Here is a 20,154-nt window from a genome sequence, read left to right as displayed (position 1 = left end):
ACAGGGATCCTCCCCGACAGGATACAGTACGATGATCATGCTCTTTGAATAATTATTCTGGTCCTCTTTGTGGGGAACCTTGCTGGATTACATAGTTAAAAATCAGTGTAATTTAGTTTCAATGAAAATAGATTTTTCGTAATTTCTAGTAATTTCTAGTAATTTCTAGTAATTTCTAGTAATTTTTCGTGCTTTCTAACGATTTTTTGGGATCTCTCTATACAATTATTCGCCATTTTTGCTTTATTTAGTTAACTTTATTGAAGTCGAATAAAGTATGTCTATGCTAAAATGGTATTGTACGAAATAAACCGGTTTTGAGATGTTTTATTAGATACAGGACATAGACATATAACATATTGTATATGTCTGATTGGTTAGTGGATGTTGAAGAGGGGAAGTATGAAACAAAAAAACATTCTAATGCATATGACAGTGCTGGCACTTCTATTGCTCTGTGTTCTCTCACTTATGCCTGTGTCGGGCCAGCTATCGCAGGCCCATGCTCAAACCAGCAAAAGGCATAGTATCAATTATCATCCACATAAAGCGGTCTCCCAGCCATCCAGACTGGCAGCGCTGGCGACGGCGGCCAGCCTGCCAACGTGGTCTTCGTCATTTAGCTATCAGGGATTGAACTACTCATATACTATGATTGGTACCAATCCAGCCAATGGGTCTGCTAAAACGATCGTTGCGGTCGACATTATTCCGTTGATCTTCACGTTTTCGGATGGCACTCAGTTAGATGGGAATACGGTTCTGAAGCAGATTACTGGTTCAGCTCTGTTTCGACGCGCTCAGTTTATAACGGGAAATACCCAGTATATGGATGCAATACAGCGTGGGCAGTTCTGGAGTAGCGTCTCGACCAAAAGCCCGAACTACCATGTTTTGCTGGGAAAGCCAACGATTAAAGCCACACAGACGCTCACTGTGCCCGCGAATGCTGGCTATATCAAAAAAGATGCCAATAACAATACTGTTGGCTACGTCGATGTCAACTGGTTTAATCCGCAGGCCGATAGCCTGGTGGTCAAAAATGATGCTCCCAATCATCTCGTCATTTTCTCAGCGGTGAACATCTATCAGTATAGTGGAGATCCCAATCAATGCTGTATTGGTGGCTTCCACAATGCGGTCCTGAGCAATGGCCAGTTTTTCACCTATGCGTATGCTTCTTATGATCAAGCTGGTGATGTGTTTACGAATATTAATGGGCTGACCCATGAGATTGCCGAATGGGCAAACGATCCCTATGTCAATAATGAGACTCCCAACTGGTATGCAACGAACTATGGCTGTTCCAATTATCTGGAAGTCGGCGATCCAGCAGTTGGCAAGGACTTTGTACTCAATGGCCTCAACTATCAGGATGAGGTCTACTTCTCCTGGTTCGCTCATGAAAACCCTTCGCAGGGCTACAATGGGCAATACGATTACCTGGGGACACTCTATACCAGTCCCCCGGCAGGATGCTAAAACAACTCCCGCTATAGAGGGGCACTCATAGGCCGTTGTAAACGTGGCCTATGGGTGCCTTCTATACTCAATTATAAATAGCTATTTATGAGGAAATAGCCATATCTATATCATTACGCATAGTAATTGTTTAAACAATGAGTTTTATGCTAATCTATATATTATTCGGTTGATCTACAAACTTTATACCAGCTAAACAGCATTGTATCGATGACTAAAGCTTCTGCACAAGAGGTTGCGAAGGATAAATGACTATGAGTGATCAAACATCTGACCGCATTGGTCAGCAGTTTGCTAATTATCGCTTGACGCGTTTAGTGGGAGTGGGGGGATTTGCAGAGGTTTATCTGGGAGAACATATTCATCTGGACTCTCTTGCAGCGATTAAGCTTCTCAATCAATCTATCATCTCTCGTGATCTATCACTTTTTCTCTGTGAGGCCCGCACCATTGCGGCTCTAGATCATCCTGCTATTATCAGAGTCATGGACTGTGGGGTTGAGCACAATGAGCCTTTTATCATTATGCAGTATGCCCCCAATGGCACTCTGCGTCAACGCCATCCTCGAGGCTACCAGGTGCCACTGGCTCAGGTTGTTCCATATGTGGAACAACTGGCGCATGCTCTAGACTATGCCCATGAGCATAAAATCATTCATCGCGACATTAAACCTGAAAATATGTTGATTGGCAGCCAGCAACAGATTCTGCTCAGTGATTTTGGGATCGCACTGGTTACTTCGTCGGCTGTCTCTCAGCAGGGCAAGAAGGCCGCTTCTGGGACGGTGGCCTATATGGCTCCTGAGCAGATTATGGGGCTGCCGCGACCAGCCAGCGATCAATATGCCCTGGGAGTTGTTGTTTATGAGTGGCTTGCTGGTGAGCTTCCTTTCCAGGGTTCTTTGCCTGAGATGTATGGACAACATTTGCATGCACGTCCGCCTGCACTCTGTGAGAAGAATCGCTCGCTCCCGCTGGCTGTAGCCGAGGTCGTTGGGAAGGCGCTCGCTAAAGATCCTGATCAACGTTTCGCCTCTGTGCGAGAGTTTGCGCAGGAGCTCCGCAGGTCAATGCGGTCATCATTCATTATCTCTTCTGATTCCAGCACGAGCTTCTCTCACCAATCCTCTTTATCACAGGCGAGAGAGACGGCCCTATCGTGCTATGTTCGTCCTCATCCCGAGCTTATCTATGCAACACAACAGTCCGAGGTGGGGCCGGGCAACGAGGGTTCGCCCCACAAGCCAGCCATCGCATTGGCCACAAAACCCGAGGATCTCTATGCAACTCAGCTTAAGGCAGAATCCTCGGTTCTGTCAGCCGTTCCAGAAAATCAACGCCAGACAAGACGCTGGCTTCTGCCCGGTCTCTTACTGGCTGCCCTCCTGGCTTTTTCGCTTGTACTACTAACCGTCACGCTCTGGCATACACCTGATAGAACGGCTCCACAAGATCAGCCATTAACCCGGCAAAGGTCTGGTTCTTCAACCTATGGCGCTCATAGCAGGTCCTCAAAAGCGACGAAACCAACTGCCACCGTTGCAGGAGTCACAATCGTGACAACCTCACCTGTCACACCATCCGGGCCACAAAATACCTTCGCTCAGCCGATCTGCCTGAGTGGTCAGACTCCCGTTCTGAATTTTACGATTAAGGATGGGCAGGGCGATCCTGACCTGCAAACGACCACGCTGAGCAATGGACCAGGCTGTGGAGGTGGGACATGGTCCATCAGTGTCGATAACGGCTGGCTACTGATCAGTCGGCCAGTGACTGGCACTATTGAGGCTGGCGAGATGATCCAACTGGCTGTAGGGGTTGATAGCACGAATCTCAGCGTTGGAGAGTACGTTGGTCATATCAAGATTACAACCAATGCGGGCAGCAGTACTATCATGGTCAGACTGCGGATACAACCTGTTGCATGTATGATGGTTGGAGCCAATGAGCTGGATTTTACGGCAGTTCAAGGGAGTAATCCGCCAACACAGACGCTTCCTCTGCTCAACTGTGGCAGTACAGGAACCTATAGCGCGTCTGGTGATGCCTTAAAATGGACTCAGATTACTCCGAATAGTGGACCTTTAACTCCGCAGCAACCCGTCACAGTGGCCTTTTCACCTGCCGTCTCAAGCTGGTCTCCTGGCGTCTATAGCGGCATTATCACTTTTATTCAGACTACGGGCTCGCAACAAAATATGCGATCAGTGTTCATCAAGGTCACTATCAGTGCGACTATTCCTATGGTAGTGACACCTACGGCCACACCTAATACCAATATACAGGTTCCTCCACCTACAGCAACCTCCAGCACTCCAGAACCATCTCCTACCGCCACCGCTATACCATCTCCACCTCCCACCACCACTCCTCAGACCACTATACAATCTCCACCTCCTACCACCACTCTCCAGACCATGCCACCTCCTACAGCAACTGCGTATTCCACGCCGTCTATAGCCACTCCTTCTAACAATAGCCAGACCACCCATGGTAGCCTTTTTCATTGAACTATGGAGGGGCTCACCGAGCGGATGGGGGAACAGTGGAAAGAGACAAGCGACTTTCCCTACTTTACAGTGTTTTATATTCGAAATGGTGCATGATCAACTATACAAGTAGGGCAGGTCGCTTGTCTCCTGCCTAAACATCCCCTTCCACCATGTGAGCCCCTCCATAACTTCCTTTCCCATTTCCCATGTTCCCATTAGGCCATGGATGGGCTCACATCGTGGAGAGGGAACAGTGGAAAGAGACAAGCGACTTTCCCTACTTTACAGTGTTTTACCTGTTAAATGATCAATACATGATAAGACAAGTAGGGCAGGTCGCTTGTCTCCTGCCTAAACATCCCCTTCCGCCATGTGAGCCTCACCATAACATCATTGCCCATTTCCCATGTTCCCATTAGGCCATGCAGGGGCTCACAAAGCGGAGGGGGAACAGTGGAAAGAGACAAGCGACTTTCCCTACTTTACAGTGTTTTATATTCGAAATGGTGCATGATTAACTATACAAGTATGGCAGGTCGCTTGTCTCCTGCCTAAACATCCCCTTCCGCCATGTGAGCCCCACCATAACATCATTGCCCATTTCCCATGTTCCCATTAGGCCATGCAGGGGCTCACAAAGCGGAGGGGGAACAGTGGAAAGAGACAAGCGACTTTCCCTACTTTACAGTGTTTTATATTCGAAATGGTGCATGATTAACTATACAAGTAGGGCAGGTCGCTTGTCTCCTGCCTAAACATCCCCTTCCGCCATGTGAGCCCCACCATAACATCATTTCCCATGTCCCGTGTTCCCATTAGGCCATGCAGGGGCTCACATCGTGGAGAGGGAGCAGTGGAAAGAGACAAGCAGCTTTCCCTACTTTACAATGTTTTATATTCGAAATGGTGCATGATTAACTATACAAGTAGGGCAGGTCGCTTGTCTCCTGCCTAAACATCCCCTTCCGCCATGTGAGCCCCTCCATAACATCATTTCCCATGTCCCGTGTTCCCATTGGCCATGCAGGGGGCACCCATGTGAAGCTCAACAGTATTGGAGACCTGATGGGATGTGCCCTTGCGCAAGCCAGCGGTACCCCCTATACTAGAGAATGGATCAGCGACGAGCAAGCAAAGATAAAGGAAGTAGAATGGCTACAATCACGCTCTCATATATACAGGCAGAGGCTCTTCTCAAAGCTTTTCAACAAGGCCAGGTGAAGATACAGCTCTCGCCTGATCTCGGGCTCTCTATGGTTCCAGTGATGCTCTCTGCAGAAGGTGCCTTCTTTCCCGGTGGGGAACAGCTAAGCTGGGAGCAGATTGAGAAGATTCAGCGCTCAAAAGTGACCTGTTTTGCAGTAGAGGCCGCAGGGATACGCCCCATTCAGATCTTCTCAGAGGAGACCAATCGTATGTGTAGCCTCCTCCCTACGAAACGCACACCCAGTATGCTCATCGCAGGCTTCACAATGCATCGGATTGTCGATATCGACCCAATGGAGGACACCCATAAAAAGATTGCAACGATTGCCCCGATGGTTGGAAGGGTCTTAGATACCGCAACCGGACTGGGCTATACCGCCATCGAAGCCGCCAGAACAGCTGAGCAGGTCGTCACAATTGAGCTTGATCCGGGGGCACAGACGATTGCACGCCAGAACCCATGGTCTCAATCGCTCTTTACCAATCCGAAAATTCAACAACTTATGGGCGATTCCTATGAGCTCGTCCCCACCTTTGAAAGCGATAGCTTCTCACGCATTGTCCATGATCCACCAGTCTTTAGTCTGGCCGGAGAGCTCTATTCTCGCGTCTTCTATCAAGAGCTCTATCGCGTCCTCAAAAAAGGAGGACGCCTCTTTCACTATATTGGGGATCTCAATAGCAAATCGAGTGGAACAGTGACACGTGGGGCGCTCAAACGCCTGCAAGAAGCTGGCTTCAGTCGGGTAGTGCGTCATCCCGAAGCCTTTGGAGTCGTTGCATATAAATAACCTTGTTATTCCTCTTCGGTGGGCTCTTGTTTGAGCTCCTCCCAGAGAGCTTTCACTACTTTTTTAACTATCTCGTAGCTAAAACCACGGCGCTGTAGAAACGATCCAAGCCGATTGTAGAAGGTTTTATAATCGATATCAGGCTGCCTGATCAGGGAGATGGCTTTCTTTTCGGCGGCACGCAGCGCCAGCTCCTCATCCTGCTCGTCAGTGACCATCTCGTCAATAACTTCGCGCTTCACGCCCTTCTGGCGCAGCTCATGCTTGATGGCCTGAGCGCCTTTGGGACTGGAACGCTCACGGGCATCAATCCAGAACTCCGTAAAGGATTGATCGTTGATCAGCTCCAGCGCATCTAAACGCACCAGAACTGCATCAATAATCTCAGGCGGAGTCTCTTTACGCTTAAGATAACGGCGCACCTCTTCACGGCTACGCGGACGAAACGAAAGATAGTTCAATGCCCGCTCAACAGCCTGCTGCCGGGCCTCTTCTTGTTGCAACTGTGTTATCTGATCGTTAGTGAGCTCCTGTCCAATCTTGAGACCCAGATTCACCACGACAAGGGTACTGACACCCAGCAAAAATTGATCGTCAACAAAAACGTTTATACGATCAGGATTGGTGGCCTGCGGTTGTAATGAGGTAATGCGCATACTGATACTATATCATGTTTTTGTTGGAGAGGGTAGCCTGGCAGGAGACTTACTAACGTTTGTTAGGGAGGAGGCCAAGTAGTAATTCATCCAACCATCTGGCCGAATGAACTGAACTACTCGAAGTTACTGATTAGGAAAGAGCAACTTCTAAATCGCCGGTCTCATCATACTCGGGCAGCATTTCGATCAAAGGGACTTCTTTTTTCTCGGTGATACGATTATTCTCGTCTACAAACACTACCTGTGGAACGAGCTTGCGGACTTCAGCTTCGGTAAACTGACCATAATTAATCACAATGACGATATCGCCTTCTGAAGTCAAACGGGCGGCTGCACCATTGAGGCAGATGACACCGGAACCCCGAGCACCAGCAATTGCATATGTTTCCAGGCGTGAACCATTGTTGATATTAACGACCTGTACTTTTTCATAAGGATAAATGTCGGCTGCCTCTAGCAGGTCCTGGTCGATCGTGATGCTGCCAATATAGTTCAGGTTGGCCTGGGTAACGGTAGCGCGATGGATCTTTCCTTTGCACATGGTTCGTAACATAAGTGGTATGGTTCCTTTCCTCTACTAAAAGGCTTACTTCTGTCCCCCACCTGAATTGGAGCTTCGGGAAGAGGTCAAAGGCTTATACTAATAACAGGATTATAGTGTTCTGTTAGTGTTCTAGCATATATCGATAGGCAATCGCATCAGTCTCGTCCACCAGTCCGCTACCTATCTACTTTATTAAACGATAGAATGTGGACATTGGGCACAAACTAGGAGCAATGTACCAACGAACGTGGAATGTGACCGCTTTTGTGTCAAGATTGCTTAGTGCGTTTCCCCGGTTTCCTGTGTAGAAGCGCTCTTGTCTGGCGATTGCAAGATGGCGAGCAATCCGCGTGCGTATGCTTCGGGGACGCTCTGTGCATCATACATGCCCTCGCCCATCATCAGTCGGTAGCGGCATTTCCAGCGCCGCGCGGGCCAATCTGCCAATTTGAACAGCGTATAGGTCTGTATCCTGGCCTCTAGCTCTTCTCTCAGCTCTATTTCGCCATAGTGCTGAATACCGTAGCCAGCCAGTTGTTGCTGTATCTCAGTGGGCAATTCGGCTCTCACCCTCGCTCCCTTTCCTGACTATCTCACCTGTTGTTATTATACTCTGTAGTTTGTCTGAGGGCGCTATTTTGCTCCTTTTCTATGACTAGAGGGCTATATATCATCATATTGGGGAACAAAAAAAGGCGGCTAATGGCCTCTCAGCAGGTAACTACGACGATAAAGAGTTTGGAGATCATTTATGCAAGGAGAGGTTGCGGGAAAAGACAGGTAGCTGCCACGATGTGAAGCAGCTACCTTACTGGCTGGCTTAAAAAAGTACTCGCCTGCGAGCACTTTTGCGCTGTTCCTCAGTGATATTTGTATCCCTAAAATTTGTTCCATTCAAATTAGCGAGGAGAAAATTTGTCTGTGTCAGATCCGAGCCGGTCAGATCGGCCCCAGAGCAATCGGCGGAGAAGAAGTTGGCATAGGTAAGGTTACTGCGGTTGAGGTTAGCGTTGGCCAGATTTGCTCCACTCAGATCAGCGCGGGTCAGATCAGCTTTGTGGAGATTACAATGATTAAGGTCTGCTTGACTGAGGTTCGCGTCTTTGAGATTAACGTTATGCAGATCCATCTCTCCCAGCATGGCTCCACTGAGTTCAGCCCGACTAAGATCTACCTGCGTTGAGCTATGAGACTGCCGCCACTGATTCCATGCATCGATCCCTCCACTTTTGAGAAGATCTACAAGCTGTGCATCCGCCATTGTAACCGCCTCCTAGCACTATCAATCCAACACTTCTCAATATTCTACTGTTCTACCTATGCTACCATTAATTATAAACAATAATCAAACTCGACGATCGCCAATCCATAGATCCAACTCTATCCTTTTAAAGTATCAGATAGAGTATCAGGCTCCATGAGCCGCTGATGAGTCGATCTCTACTGGCACTTCTTGTTTGTTCTGTGTGCTGTTTTCAGCAGCCTTCCTGACAGTGAGTTTCCTCAGTTGTCTGGTAACATAGAAGAAGAAGACGAGCATGAGAATCGTCTCGGCAATATAAACGAGCAGCAAGGAGGGCATTGGGTAGCTACCGATATTGATCACGCCGCTATCAAGGTATGGTCCAACTGGATCGGGCAATAATGCCAGCATGCTGGAGCCATTCCAGATGGCATGTTGTAGCACTGCATAAGCTCCACAGCCGATTCCAACCCAGATGTGATTGCGAATTGAGTCACGATGAGTGAGAAAGTACCAGCCCAGAGCGACCATGCCGGCCCCAAAGCCATGTAATAAACCAGCCGAACTACGCTCCAGAGCAATATCAAGCCAGTTATGATAGCCCTGACTAATATAGCTTGAGGTCTCGACAAGGTCAAAGCCAATGCCACAGGCCATACCAAGTATAAACGCTTCGGCTGCACTATTAATACGTCTGATCAGGACAACCACGGCTAGCGGTTTCACGGCCTCTTCCACAAGGGGCGCAATCACTGAAGCCAGGAAGAACGTGAAGATGATGCCAGTGGGATCGGTTGGCAAGGGGGCATTAGGATCAGTTAAGAATAAGCTACTCAAGCTAAGTCGAAACTCGACAGCCGCGACAAGCGTTAAGATAAGCTCGAGAATTAAAGCGATCAGAATGCCAAATGTCGCTCCACTGACAATGGATAATGTAAAACGCCGCCAGGTTGTCGCTCTGGTGACATCGCTACGCTTGCGGAGCCGCCGCACTGCCAGAGAGAAGACTGCCAGCGCTGGCAAGAGTCCAGCCAGCATGATCAGGCTGACAATTAAGGGCTGAATGGCAAAGGTGTCATTATTATCGCGAATAATAAAGCCAATGGTAACTAATATGATGTAAGCACCAAAAAAGATCCAGAAGGTTGGTAGCTTTAAAGAGGCTGAAGGCTTACGCCAGAAAAGCGAACGAGCACTATGGTAGCAGCTAAATCCACCACCAACCAGACCAGCGGTAGCAAGCGCTACAAAAAGGACAACGCCACTAAATTGTGCGCTGGCCTTTACACTCTCTGAAGGTATAATCGCTTCAATCAAGGCAATCAAGGCACAGACCATGCCGGTTAACAGCACGATCATTGAGGCTGCAAAGGCAATGATTCCAATGACAAACAGGTAGGTATCCCGTCTGGGCTTCTGTGGATAAGCATAGCGAGGCGCTGGCATATAAGCCTGTGGCGGATAGTAGCCTGGGGGGACTGTATATGACTGTCCGTCAGGATACTGACCTGCATATGGTGGCACTGGCTGTCCGTTGGGATAGTAGCCCGGATAATAGGGCTGCGGCGCTGGCTGTCCATTGGGATAATGGCCCGGGTGCTGGGGCTGTGGCACTGGCTGTCCGTCGGGATAATAGCCCGGGTGCTGGGGCTGTGGCACTGGCTGTCCGTTGGGATAATGGCCCGGGTGCTGGGGCTGTGGCGCTGGCTGTCCATTGGGATAATAGCCCGAATGCTGGGGCTGTGGCGCTGGTTGTCCATTAGGATAGTAGCCTGGATACTGGGGCTGTGGCGCTGGTTGTCCATTAGGATAGTAGCCTGGATACTGGGGCTGTGGCTGGGCTGGCTGAGGTTGAGCTCCATAATAAGACGGTGGAACCGGCTGAGCTGGTGGCATATAAAAGGAGGGCGGTGGTGGATAGCTAGATACTGGAGGAGCAGGCTGCTGAACGATCTGCTCTGGCTGCTGAACTGTTTCTGCTTGCTGAACTGTTTCAAGCTCAGAAGAGGGCACAGACAGCTCTTCAATGGGTTCCTCTCTGCGCACCGTTTGAGATGTAAGCTGTTCATCCTGTCCAATATCATTGGATGGGGATGACAGCTCACGTGTGTTAGGGTCCGGTCCTGGGCCCAAATATTCAGAAGACACTATGTTAAACCTTCTTTGATGCAAAATATTATATCAATACATGTACTGCTATAAACTGTATACGTACGAGCTCAAGCTAAGGTTTCTGTGTAGTATAGCGATAATTTTTAGCAGTGTCAAAATTGCAAAAATAAAAGAAGCGCTTCTCATAGTGTCGGGATGGCAATGTTGTTAGCGATCCATCTCATACACCTGAATCATCCCTGAACCGAGAGTGCGTTCCAGCTTTGTCATCAGTTCTGGACAATAGTTAATGGTGTTGTCGCTGGGAGTCAGCCGGGCCTTCCATTCGCCGTTAGAGACAATAATCTCATAATGATCGCGGCCTGGACGCTCGTTTAAGTAGCGATGGATATCTTGAATCTTCATAATATCGTTAGAGACGGAGATCTCATCGCTGCCGCTCAACTGCACATTGAGCCAGAGCTGATAGGCCTTGCGGTTCATCTCTTCCTCGACTGCTTTGACGGGCGAGATGGTGTTGCAAAGAATGCCCGGCTCGTCACGGCGAATCTGTACCTCTCCGCCGATGATCACGATAGTACCATCAACGAAGAGCTCGCTATTCTCTTCATAGGCGCGGGGGAAGACAGTAATCCCAATTGTTCCATCTACATCTTCCAGTTGGAAGACACACATGGTATCGCCTTTCTTCGTTGTAATCTTACGAGCCTCTTTAATACTGCCGCCCAGGACGACCTTCTTTTTATCTAACTCGGCTGTAATCTCTACTGTAGTATGCGTCACACGGCCCTTGAAGAGATCGCTTAAATAGGAGAGCGGATGCTTTGAGATATAGATACCAATCAGCTCTTTCTCCCAGGCAAGCAACTGCTGACGTGGAATCTCTCTGGCATCGTGGTTGAGTGCAAACTCCAGTGCACTGCTGACCTCTTCCAGATCACCAAAGAGGCTCATCATACCTCGTTCCCTGGCTGAGCGCTCACTCTTACCAAAGTTCATGGCCCGCTCAACGGAATCGAGCAACTGGTGGCGTTTGCCATCGGCAAGTGAGTCAAGCGCACCGGCCTTGATCAGCGTCTCAATGGCCCCTTTGCCGACCGATTTAGGGTCAACACGGGTGCAGAAATCTGCCAGAGATTTGAAAGGGCTCTCCTCACGGGCTCGAACAATCTCGTTAATTGGACCATCGCCCACGCCTTTAATCGCTAGAAGACCAAAGCGGATCTCGTTATTCTCAACTGTGAAACCACGATCACTCTTATTGACATCTGGCCCATGCACCTCCACGCCCATGCGCTTACATTCGGTTACCGCATTGGCGATCTTAACCGAATCTGATGCGACTGCGGTCATCGTTGCTGCCATAAATTCGGCTGTATAGTTGGCCTTGAGGTACGCTGTATAAAAGGCAACGACTGCATAGCTGGCGGCGTGCGCTTTATTAAAACCATAGCCACCAAAGGGAAGCACAAGGGTAAAGAGCTCTTCCGCTACCTCTTGCTTGACGCCATTTTTGACACAGCCCTTGATAAAATCACCGCGATACCCTTCAACTTCGCTCATGATTTTTTTACTGAGGGCCTTACGGAACTTATTCACTTTTCCCCAGGAGAAGCCGGCCAGATTGACGGCGATCAGCAGCACCTGGTCCTGATAAACGATAATGCCATAGGATTCTGCCAGCCATTCTTCCAGCCGTGGGTCCAGATACGTTACTTTTTTGCGACCATGTTTGGCGTCAACAAAGTCAGGAATACTATCCATCGGACCAGGCCGGTAGAGTGCGACCATGGCGGTTACGTCTTCGATGCAGGTTGGCTTGAGCATTTTAATGTACTCACGCATCTTTGCACTTTCTAACTGGAAGACGCCCGTTGTTTCGCCAGCCGCCAGCAGATCAAAGGCTTTTTGTCTCCTTTTGTTCTGCTCTTCATCGTCGGGAACCGGGTCCAGAGGCAGTTTCTCTAGATTAATCTCTTCTCCACGCGAGGCCTTGATAAATTTGAGGGCATTATCGATAATCGTTAAGTTGGCCAGGCCCAGAATATCGTATTTGATCAGGCCAATCTCTTCCAGATGCGCATGCTCATATTGGGTAGAGTAACGGCCCTCACGAATCTGGAGCGGCACAAAGTTATACAGCGCCTCATTGGCAACCAGGACGCCAGCCGCATGAACGCCGGTACCACGAACTGATCCCTCTAGCTCTAAGGCTAAATCCAGCAGTTCTCTGGCTTCAGAGTCATGTTCACGCAGGTCGGATAGCTCTTTGACCGAATCCAGTGATCCCTGCAATGTAACTTTAGGGCCTGTCGGGATCATACGGGTAATCCGATCGCCCAGCGTCTGTTTCTCCAGAACCCGGGCCACATCACGAACAGCTCCCTTGGCAGCCATCGTCATAAAGGTTGCCATCTGCGCTACACACTCATGCCCATACTTCTGAGCTAAATAAGAGATAACTTCTTCACGCCGATCATCCGGAAAGTCCATATCGATATCGGGCATATCGTCGCGCTCAGGATTGAGGAAGCGTTCAAATAAGAGATGGTAGCGCAATGGGTCGACATTGGTAATACCTAACGAATAGGCGACGACGCTTCCAGCAGCCGAGCCCCTGGCCAGACAGCGAATGCCATTGTTGCGGGCCCAACCCACATAATCAGCGACCACCAGGAAGTATGCGACAAACCCCTTCTGAATAATGATGCTCAATTCATAGTCTAACTGGCGCTTGATGGGATCGGTCATCTCTCCATAGCGATAGCGAATGCCTTCTTCACAGAGTGCATAGAGGTATTCATCCGGGGTGGAATACTGAGGTGGAATCTCGACATCGGGCAGGCGGGCTTTGTAAGCAAATGGATCGACCTCACATTGCTCTGCCAGGCGTACGGTATTCAGAAGAGCATCGGGGAGATCTGGGAAGAGGCGGCTCATCTGTTCGGGGCTGCGCAAAAAGAACTCATTGCTCTCAAATTTAAAGCGCTTAGGATTGCTCAGCGCGTTCTGCGTCTGGACACAGAGCAGGATCTCGTGTGCATGGGCATCATGGTCATTGACATAGTGCAGGTCATTCGTAGCGATCAGGGGCATCTTCAGGTCTTTACTCATCTGAAATAAGTGCTGATTAACCGGCAACTGCTCTGGATAGCCATCATGATCCTGGATCTCTAGATAAAAGTTCTCTGGACCCAGCGTGTCACGAAACCAGCGAGCCGCCTGATAGGCCTCTTCTGTCTTCCCCTCTATCAATAGTTGAGGGATCTCTCCACCCAGACAGGAAGATGTTGCGATAATACCTTCGCCATATTGTGCAAGGAGCCCTTTATCGATACGAGCGCGGTTGGCATGCATACCATCAGTATTGGCAAGGGTCATCATCTTCATGAGATTACGATATCCCTGGTTGTTCTTCGCCAACAGTAAGAGATGATAATAACGCTTATCTCCCTGCTTAAAACGAGGTTTATCCTTATGATCAGCCACCAGGTAACTTTCCACGCCCAGAATCGGATTGACCCCACCCTTTTTGCACTCTTTATAAAACTCTAATGCCCCATACATTGCACCATGATCTGTAATGGCCAGATGATTCATACCAAGCTCTTTAGATTGTTTCACCAGCTTTTTAATGCGGCTAAAACCATCCAGTAGCGAGTATTCGGTATGTACATGCAGGTGCGCAAAATCTGCCCCCATAGAAATCCTCCATCATCATTTTCATTAAAGTGTTGAGTGCCAATTATCGTCGGTTCTGGCCAGTAGTAGAGAGGGTAAGGCCCATCGGCATTGGTAGATAGTTGATAAGAAACTTAGTTCTTCCTTATTGTACCTCTTCTTTACAAGCTTTTTCGCAGAACATTACCACTGTCCTATGACCATCGGGCTGTTTGACCTGATCCCCTGAAGCTCATCTCGTTCCGCAGCCAGGATGACTGCCGGGAGCATCTATAGCCATAGTGAGGGGGTGAGAGCCCCTCTTGCTGTATTTGCACCCCGCACGCTTTTAGTTACCATAGATGAAGATAGGCACGACTGAGGTCCTGGTATGTCATTTTCATGAAGCACACGCCATGACGATGGACGTGTGGGGGAAATAGGAAAAGAGTAGGGGCACATATGAGCATATTGGCATGCATCATGTATACTTCATTATAAAGAAGCTGTATTTTTAGAGAACGAGAACTATGCTGACTGGCTGTGGCTCATGCTGTTTTGGGGCTTGAGAACTTGAGCGTGGAGAGAGGGGGACGGTGCGCAGTAAGATGAGCGCACCTGACTATGGTTGAAAAAATAACATATCTCATTATTGGCAATGGCATAGCTGGTATTACAGCCGCCGAGATTTTACGTGTAGAGGATCCAACTGCCACAATTGGCATTATTGCAGATGAGCCTTTTCCTGTTTATTATCGGCCTGCCTTGAAGGATTATCTGGCTGGACGGATTACAGAGGAGAAGCTCTGGGCACGACCCGACAATTTTTACCAGGAGCACAAGATCCATTTTCTACCCGCGAAGGTCGTCGGCGTTCAGGCACAGCAACATTTAGTTCAACTGGAGAGCGGCTCGCAGGTCCACTATCGAAAGTTGTTACTGGCGGGTGGAAGTCATGCTGTACGTTTGAATTGTCCCGGGGCTGATCTTCAGGGCGTCTTTACACTCCGCACTGTCGCGGACTATCAGGCTATTGTGGAGCGCCTTCCGCTTGCTCAGCATATTATTGTCTGTGGTGGTGGAACCCTTGCCCTCGAGACCGTTGAGACGCTACGCCAGCGTCAGCATCCCGTGACCCATCTGGTTCGAGGGCAACGACTCTGGTCCGAGGTGCTGGATGAAACAGCCTCCGATCTGGTTCTACAGCAGGTTCAGCGCGATGGTGTTGCGGTCCATCTTGATGAAGAGATTGTAAAAATTGAGGGCGATCACGGCGAGATTACCCATGTGGTGACACGCCGTGGCAATAGCTATCCCTGCGATCTACTCCTTCTCGCCATTGGCGTCGAGCCCAATATCGGCTTTTTGCGCCATAGTTCAGTGAGCTGCTGGCGGGGCGTCCATGTCGATCAACATATGCAGACAAGCGCCCAGGATATCTATGCCGCTGGCGATATCGTTGAGACGGTAGATACACATACCAAACGCACCCGCGTCATTGGGCAGTGGTATCCCGCCATCCAGCAGGCAAGAGCAGCAGCCTATAGCATGCTTACTATTCTTGATACGCAGCACCCTTTTGCTATCCAAAATTTCTATAATGCAACTTGCCTGTATAAGCTCCACTTTGCTGCGGCAGGTAAGACCAATCTCTCTGGATATGAGGCCCTGGTGGCCGATCCACAGCCAAAAAGTTATCGCAAGGTGCTCTTAAAGGATGATTATGCCGTCGGCTTCCTGTTTGTAGGCGATCGGCGGCAGGCACTGGCTTTTAAGCGAGCTATCGATCATCAGGTCAATCTGGGGTCAGTACGAGAGCAATTACTGGCTGAAGACTTTCAGCTTGGAGAATGGCTGGATCAGAAAGGGGTTCCGCCTCCTTTGTTGGGGGCAAATCGGCTGAATGGCGTCAGTGAGCCAGCACAGAGAAGAGCCACAGAGGTCAGTGGACCCACAGTGAAGACGTTAGAGGAGATCATGGATAAGGCACAAGCTTCGTTGGGACCCGGTGAAGCGCTTCTGGTGCAATTGCCCGATGCGACTGATCTGCATCTCCCGGAAATGGTTCTGTACCAGAATGCGTCAACGCTGATTGGTCGGCAGGCTGGCGTTCACCTGCTGATTGATGAGCCTACTGTTTCGCGTCAACACGCGGAGATCCAGCATTATGAGGACAAGTATCTCCTTTACGATCTAGGCAGTAGCAACGGGACCTATCTCAATGGCACGCGGCTGGTCAAGCAGCAGCCATATCTTTTGAGCCAGCAGGATGAGATCCGTATTGGATTGCATGCTCATTTCCGCTTTCTACAACGGACTCCGCTGCCGGTTCAGTCTCGGGCTGTGAGAGCAGTCCCCAGTGATCCCTTGAGCGACACCATCTTACATCGTACGCCAGATCTCAAGCAGGCTCTTTCTGCGGGTCGCCCTGTTCTAAATCAAGATGGCTCACTTCTGCCGCCAGGCTCTAAACAAGCGCTGCCAGCACAGGTTGTAGCCACCTTTAAAGAAGTGCCTGCGCTGATTATTTTTCCAGAAGCTGGCAGTAAGCAGGCCCCTAAAGTACATCTATTAAAGGCAGGAAAAAAGAGTACGCTGGGACGAGAGACGGGAAATGATATTGAGCTGCTGGATGGAGTGGCCTCGCGCCGCCATGCTGAGATCGCTCCCGGTCCAGATGGAGGTCTCTACATTCGGGATCTGAACAGTAGTAATGGCGTGATGGTCAATCAGATCCGCATTCAGGCTCCTCAGCGGCTTGTTCATGGCGATCAGATTATGCTTGGCTGTACAACGATGCTGTTTGTGGATCTCCAGGCAGGAAAAGAGCAGACTGAAAAGCTGCTGATCCCCTTTAAAGAGACCACTCGCAACACAGGTACCAGGGCTGGCTCGATCCCTACGGCAGCCCTCGTCTCTGCGCCAGTTCCGCAAGCTGCCGCACCAGACATCGTTCAACAGATGGTGATCTGCCGCTATTGCGGGGTCGTAAATATGCCGATTGCCCGCTTTTGTGCAAGCTGTAGCAGGCTGTTACATCAGACTTCGTAAGCTTTTACTGTCATCCAACAGCTAGCAGATGGGAAGATTCCATGCAGGTAAAAGAGGGAATGAATGAATCTCTCATCAGTGTTACGCACAGGGCGGATATCCGTCCATTGAGCGCTGATGAGATCCAATTTGAGATAAACATGTGCATTGGCTGTGACCGCTGTTTACGCGCCTGCCCACTTCCCAGTGCTGATACGCTCACCATTGCTGAGCTCAATATGGCAACGATCTCGCCAGCGCTACCAGATTCGGTCGCACGTTTCACCGATGAATGTGTGATGTGTGGCTCATGTGTTCCCGTCTGCCCGGTTGACAATCACCGCGATCTATTAATGCTCTCATTGAAAAAGCGGTTGGGACTGCGTTGGGAAGAAAAAGTTGAGATGCATCGCGTTTTAAATCAGCTTCCCAATGGCTGGAGTACCCCTCACATGCTGCAACGGCTGCGCGAGCAGGCGCTCTTCCGCGACGAACGTCTGGTTGCAAATAATTATCTGCTCCATCTGGTGGCCTCATCCAGCATCGTGCAGATCCAGCCGGGGGAGCTACTTTTTCGCGAAGGTGAGTTTGGGCGCGAGCTCTATTTCGTTCTGGATGGGCTCTGCCAGCTCTCCTCCCAGGGGCCAGACGGGAAAGAGATGGTGCTTGGTGTTCTACGGCGTGGCGAATATATTGGCGAGCAAGGGATGCTCAATGGTCAACCGCGCCCGGTAACGGTCCTGGCGCAATCCGAGCTCCTGGCACTAAAAGTACCCGAGCAGGTGATGCAGCATCTTATCGAGATCGTACCAGCCGTCAAAGATTTTTTTGAGCAGCTTCATGCTCGCAGACTGGTTCAGACCATGCTGCAACGTCTCCCTCTCTTTCAAGGCGTCTCCGAAAACGATCTGGAGCAACTGGCACAGCTGGCCAGGATTAAACGCTATGCACGCGATGAGCAGCTTTTTAGCGAAGAAGGTCGCCAGGTACACGAATCGCTCCATCTGATCCTCGATGGCTTTGTCCGTGTGGGGCGGCGTACACTGGCCGGAACAGGACGCGAGAAAGGGAGCGAGCGCATTATTGCCTACCGCCAGAGTGGCGATTACTTTGTGGGTGGACTGGACATGTTGGGAGATCGCAAGGCCGTCACAGTTGCAACCATTACACGTGCAGAGATCGCCGAGTTTGAGCGTGACCTTCTGATGCAGCTCTTTCAATACTATCCAGAGGTACTTCAGCGCTTTCAAGAGCGGCTCCATGGCTATAAACAGGCAAAAGAGGCGGCCCATAGCGGCGTGTTCGAGCCCTTTGATCTCAGAAATATCAATACGTTATCCGCCGCTGAGGCACGCGCTGGATTGCATTCACTTGTCAGCGATGGCGTTGTCGAAGGAACCGATGTGCTCGTCATCGATCTTGATAAATGCATTCATTGCAATGAATGTGAAGAGGCCTGCGAGCGCCGCCATGGACATTCGCGAATGAATCGTACGGGCATGGTCGTTGGCAATATCAGTATCGCAACAGCCTGTCGCCAATGTCAGGACCCCGTCTGTATGCTGTGTAGTCGCGCTGGAATTGCCCGTATGCCTGGAGGAGAGGTCTATATCACCGAGAGCTGCATCGGTTGTGGCATCTGCGCCGAACGCTGCCCCTACGATAACATCTCTATCGTTGAGCTATCTGACAGAGCCGAGCAGTCCGAGCAGAAAAGCTGGCAGCAGTTCAGCCGCTTTTTCCTCGGCGAGAAAAAGTCCAGTCGAGCGGGCAAACCTCTGCCAATGGCAAAGACCCCACTTGATCCCGGCCCACTGAATAAGCCAGCAGCGGTCGATGCATTGAGCGTGATGCGCAAAAAGATCGCCATCAAGTGTGATCTCTGTGCGGGCTATAACAATCAAGCCTGCGTAGAGGCCTGCCCCACCGGAGCAGCTATTCGCGTCAATCCCGTCACCTTCTTTGGCTCAACTGAACAAATTTTGCGCAAGCGCGCTAGATAGGAATAAATCAGATGGCGATGATGTCTAAACGTCCGGGCACAGGCTTACGGCGCGTCTGGCGGGTACCTGCTACATCTGCACGTTGGTACTGGCTGGCCGCCAGCATAGCTCTTTATGGGGCATTGTATATCTGGTATAGCTATGCGCTCAGGACGCAGGACTATCCTGGTCCGCTGAACGATCCACTGCGGCTCTTTGGCATCATTGCGTTTGGGCTCGTGTTGGGGACTGGCAGCTATACATTGCGCCGTCGCTTTGTGCGGGCCCTTCCTGGTAAGGTCCAAAACTGGCTCTGGATGCATATCTGGCTGGGCATAAGCACTATTCTGATTGCCTTCCTTCATGACAATTACGCCTATATTACTCATGATTATTGCCAGAATTTGAATTGCCTGACCGATACCTACTGGGCTCCCAGCGCGCTGTATAGTCTGGTCTTTCTGGTCATCAGTGGCATCACTGGACGCCTTCTGGATAGCTGGCAGACGCGCTTGATCGCTCATGAAGCAAGCAGTAATGGCGTTGGCATCGTTGGGGCGCTAGAAGCGCGCATCACGGAACTAGAATATACGATTGAACGCCTGTGTGCTGGAAAATCAGCCACCTTTAAACAATTTTGCCAGTCGGCCTTACAGAGCGGGCAGCCGCTGCTCAAGCTAACCGAGGCCATCCATCCGATTGGTGTTGCTGAGCGGGTCGATTTCCAGCGCAGCTATGAAATTATCATTCAGAGGAGCGCTCTGGTGATCTCGCTCCACAAACAGAGAAGGGCACGCCAGATTATGAAGATCTGGAGAACGGTGCATATGGTGCTTGCAAGTCTGGCTGTCGTGATTATCAGCTATCATGCGATTATGGAGCTTCTTGCAAATGTCTGGCACATCATTACACCACAGTAAAGATACCGCATGAAAATATTGAAGGGATTAGCA

At 50.0% G+C, this 20,154-nt stretch carries 12 protein-coding genes; 6 read left to right on the top strand and 6 right to left on the bottom strand.

The annotated features are described in order from the left end of the window. Positions 1-402: 402 nt before the first annotated feature. The 3 genes from EL628_RS03255 (at position 403) to EL628_RS03245 (ending at position 5,971) form a co-directional block, all read left to right on the top strand. Positions 403-1,482: a hypothetical protein gene (locus tag EL628_RS03255; protein ID WP_126578365.1), complete on the top strand. Its 1,080-nt coding sequence runs from the start codon at positions 403-405 to the stop codon at positions 1,480-1,482. A 254-nt stretch (positions 1,483-1,736) separates the two neighbouring features. Further along, positions 1,737-3,992, top strand: a complete 2,256-nt coding sequence (locus tag EL628_RS03250; RefSeq protein ID WP_161975238.1) for a serine/threonine protein kinase — start codon at positions 1,737-1,739, stop codon at positions 3,990-3,992. 1,133 nt (positions 3,993-5,125) lie between these two features. Continuing rightward, entirely contained in the window at positions 5,126-5,971 is an 846-nt protein-coding gene (locus EL628_RS03245) for a class I SAM-dependent methyltransferase (protein ID WP_126578363.1), read from the top strand. Positions 5,972-5,976: 5 nt separating this feature from the next. On the opposite strand, the gene EL628_RS03240 is transcribed toward EL628_RS03245, so the two are convergent. The 6 genes from EL628_RS03240 to EL628_RS03215 form a co-directional block, all read right to left on the bottom strand. Continuing rightward, the gene (locus EL628_RS03240; RefSeq protein WP_126578362.1) at positions 5,977-6,627 is read right to left on the bottom strand and encodes a RecX family transcriptional regulator; all 651 of its coding nucleotides are present in this window, start codon (positions 6,625-6,627) and stop codon (positions 5,977-5,979) included. Between the two features lie 133 nt (positions 6,628-6,760). Continuing rightward, the gene (panD, locus tag EL628_RS03235; protein ID WP_126578361.1) at positions 6,761-7,183 is read right to left on the bottom strand and encodes an aspartate 1-decarboxylase; all 423 of its coding nucleotides are present in this window, start codon (positions 7,181-7,183) and stop codon (positions 6,761-6,763) included. Positions 7,184-7,453: 270 nt separating this feature from the next. Then, a complete protein-coding gene (locus EL628_RS03230; protein ID WP_126578360.1) occupies positions 7,454-7,744 on the bottom strand; it encodes a hypothetical protein in 291 nt (96 codons plus the stop codon). 250 nt (positions 7,745-7,994) lie between these two features. Next, positions 7,995-8,435 carry a pentapeptide repeat-containing protein gene (locus tag EL628_RS03225; protein WP_126578359.1) on the bottom strand — a complete coding sequence of 147 codons (441 nt, stop codon included), beginning with the start codon at positions 8,433-8,435 and terminating at the stop codon, positions 7,995-7,997. 147 nt (positions 8,436-8,582) lie between these two features. Beyond that, positions 8,583-10,565: a PrsW family glutamic-type intramembrane protease gene (locus EL628_RS03220; RefSeq protein ID WP_126578358.1), complete on the bottom strand. Its 1,983-nt coding sequence runs from the start codon at positions 10,563-10,565 to the stop codon at positions 8,583-8,585. A gap of 171 nt (positions 10,566-10,736) precedes the next feature. Next, entirely contained in the window at positions 10,737-14,231 is a 3,495-nt protein-coding gene (locus EL628_RS03215) for a DNA polymerase III subunit alpha (RefSeq protein WP_126578357.1), read from the bottom strand. Between the two features lie 582 nt (positions 14,232-14,813). Here EL628_RS03215 and EL628_RS03210 point away from each other — a divergent pair. From EL628_RS03210 to EL628_RS03200, 3 genes are read left to right on the top strand one after another with little or no spacing between them, the layout of a single operon-like run. Then, positions 14,814-17,240, top strand: a complete 2,427-nt coding sequence (locus tag EL628_RS03210) for an FAD-dependent oxidoreductase (RefSeq protein WP_126578356.1) — start codon at positions 14,814-14,816, stop codon at positions 17,238-17,240. A gap of 59 nt (positions 17,241-17,299) precedes the next feature. Beyond that, positions 17,300-19,222, top strand: coding sequence for a cyclic nucleotide-binding domain-containing protein (locus tag EL628_RS03205; protein WP_245993976.1), 1,923 nt, complete (start codon positions 17,300-17,302; stop codon positions 19,220-19,222). 11 nt (positions 19,223-19,233) lie between these two features. Next, positions 19,234-20,121, top strand: a complete 888-nt coding sequence (locus tag EL628_RS03200; protein WP_126578354.1) for a hypothetical protein — start codon at positions 19,234-19,236, stop codon at positions 20,119-20,121. Positions 20,122-20,154 lie beyond the last annotated feature (33 nt).

The organism is Tengunoibacter tsumagoiensis (assembly GCF_003967535.1).
Lineage (GTDB): Bacteria > Chloroflexota > Ktedonobacteria > Ktedonobacterales > Ktedonobacteraceae > Tengunoibacter > Tengunoibacter tsumagoiensis.
The sequence above is the reverse complement of the archived record's forward strand: the minus strand, read 5'-3'. Positions and strand labels throughout refer to the sequence as shown.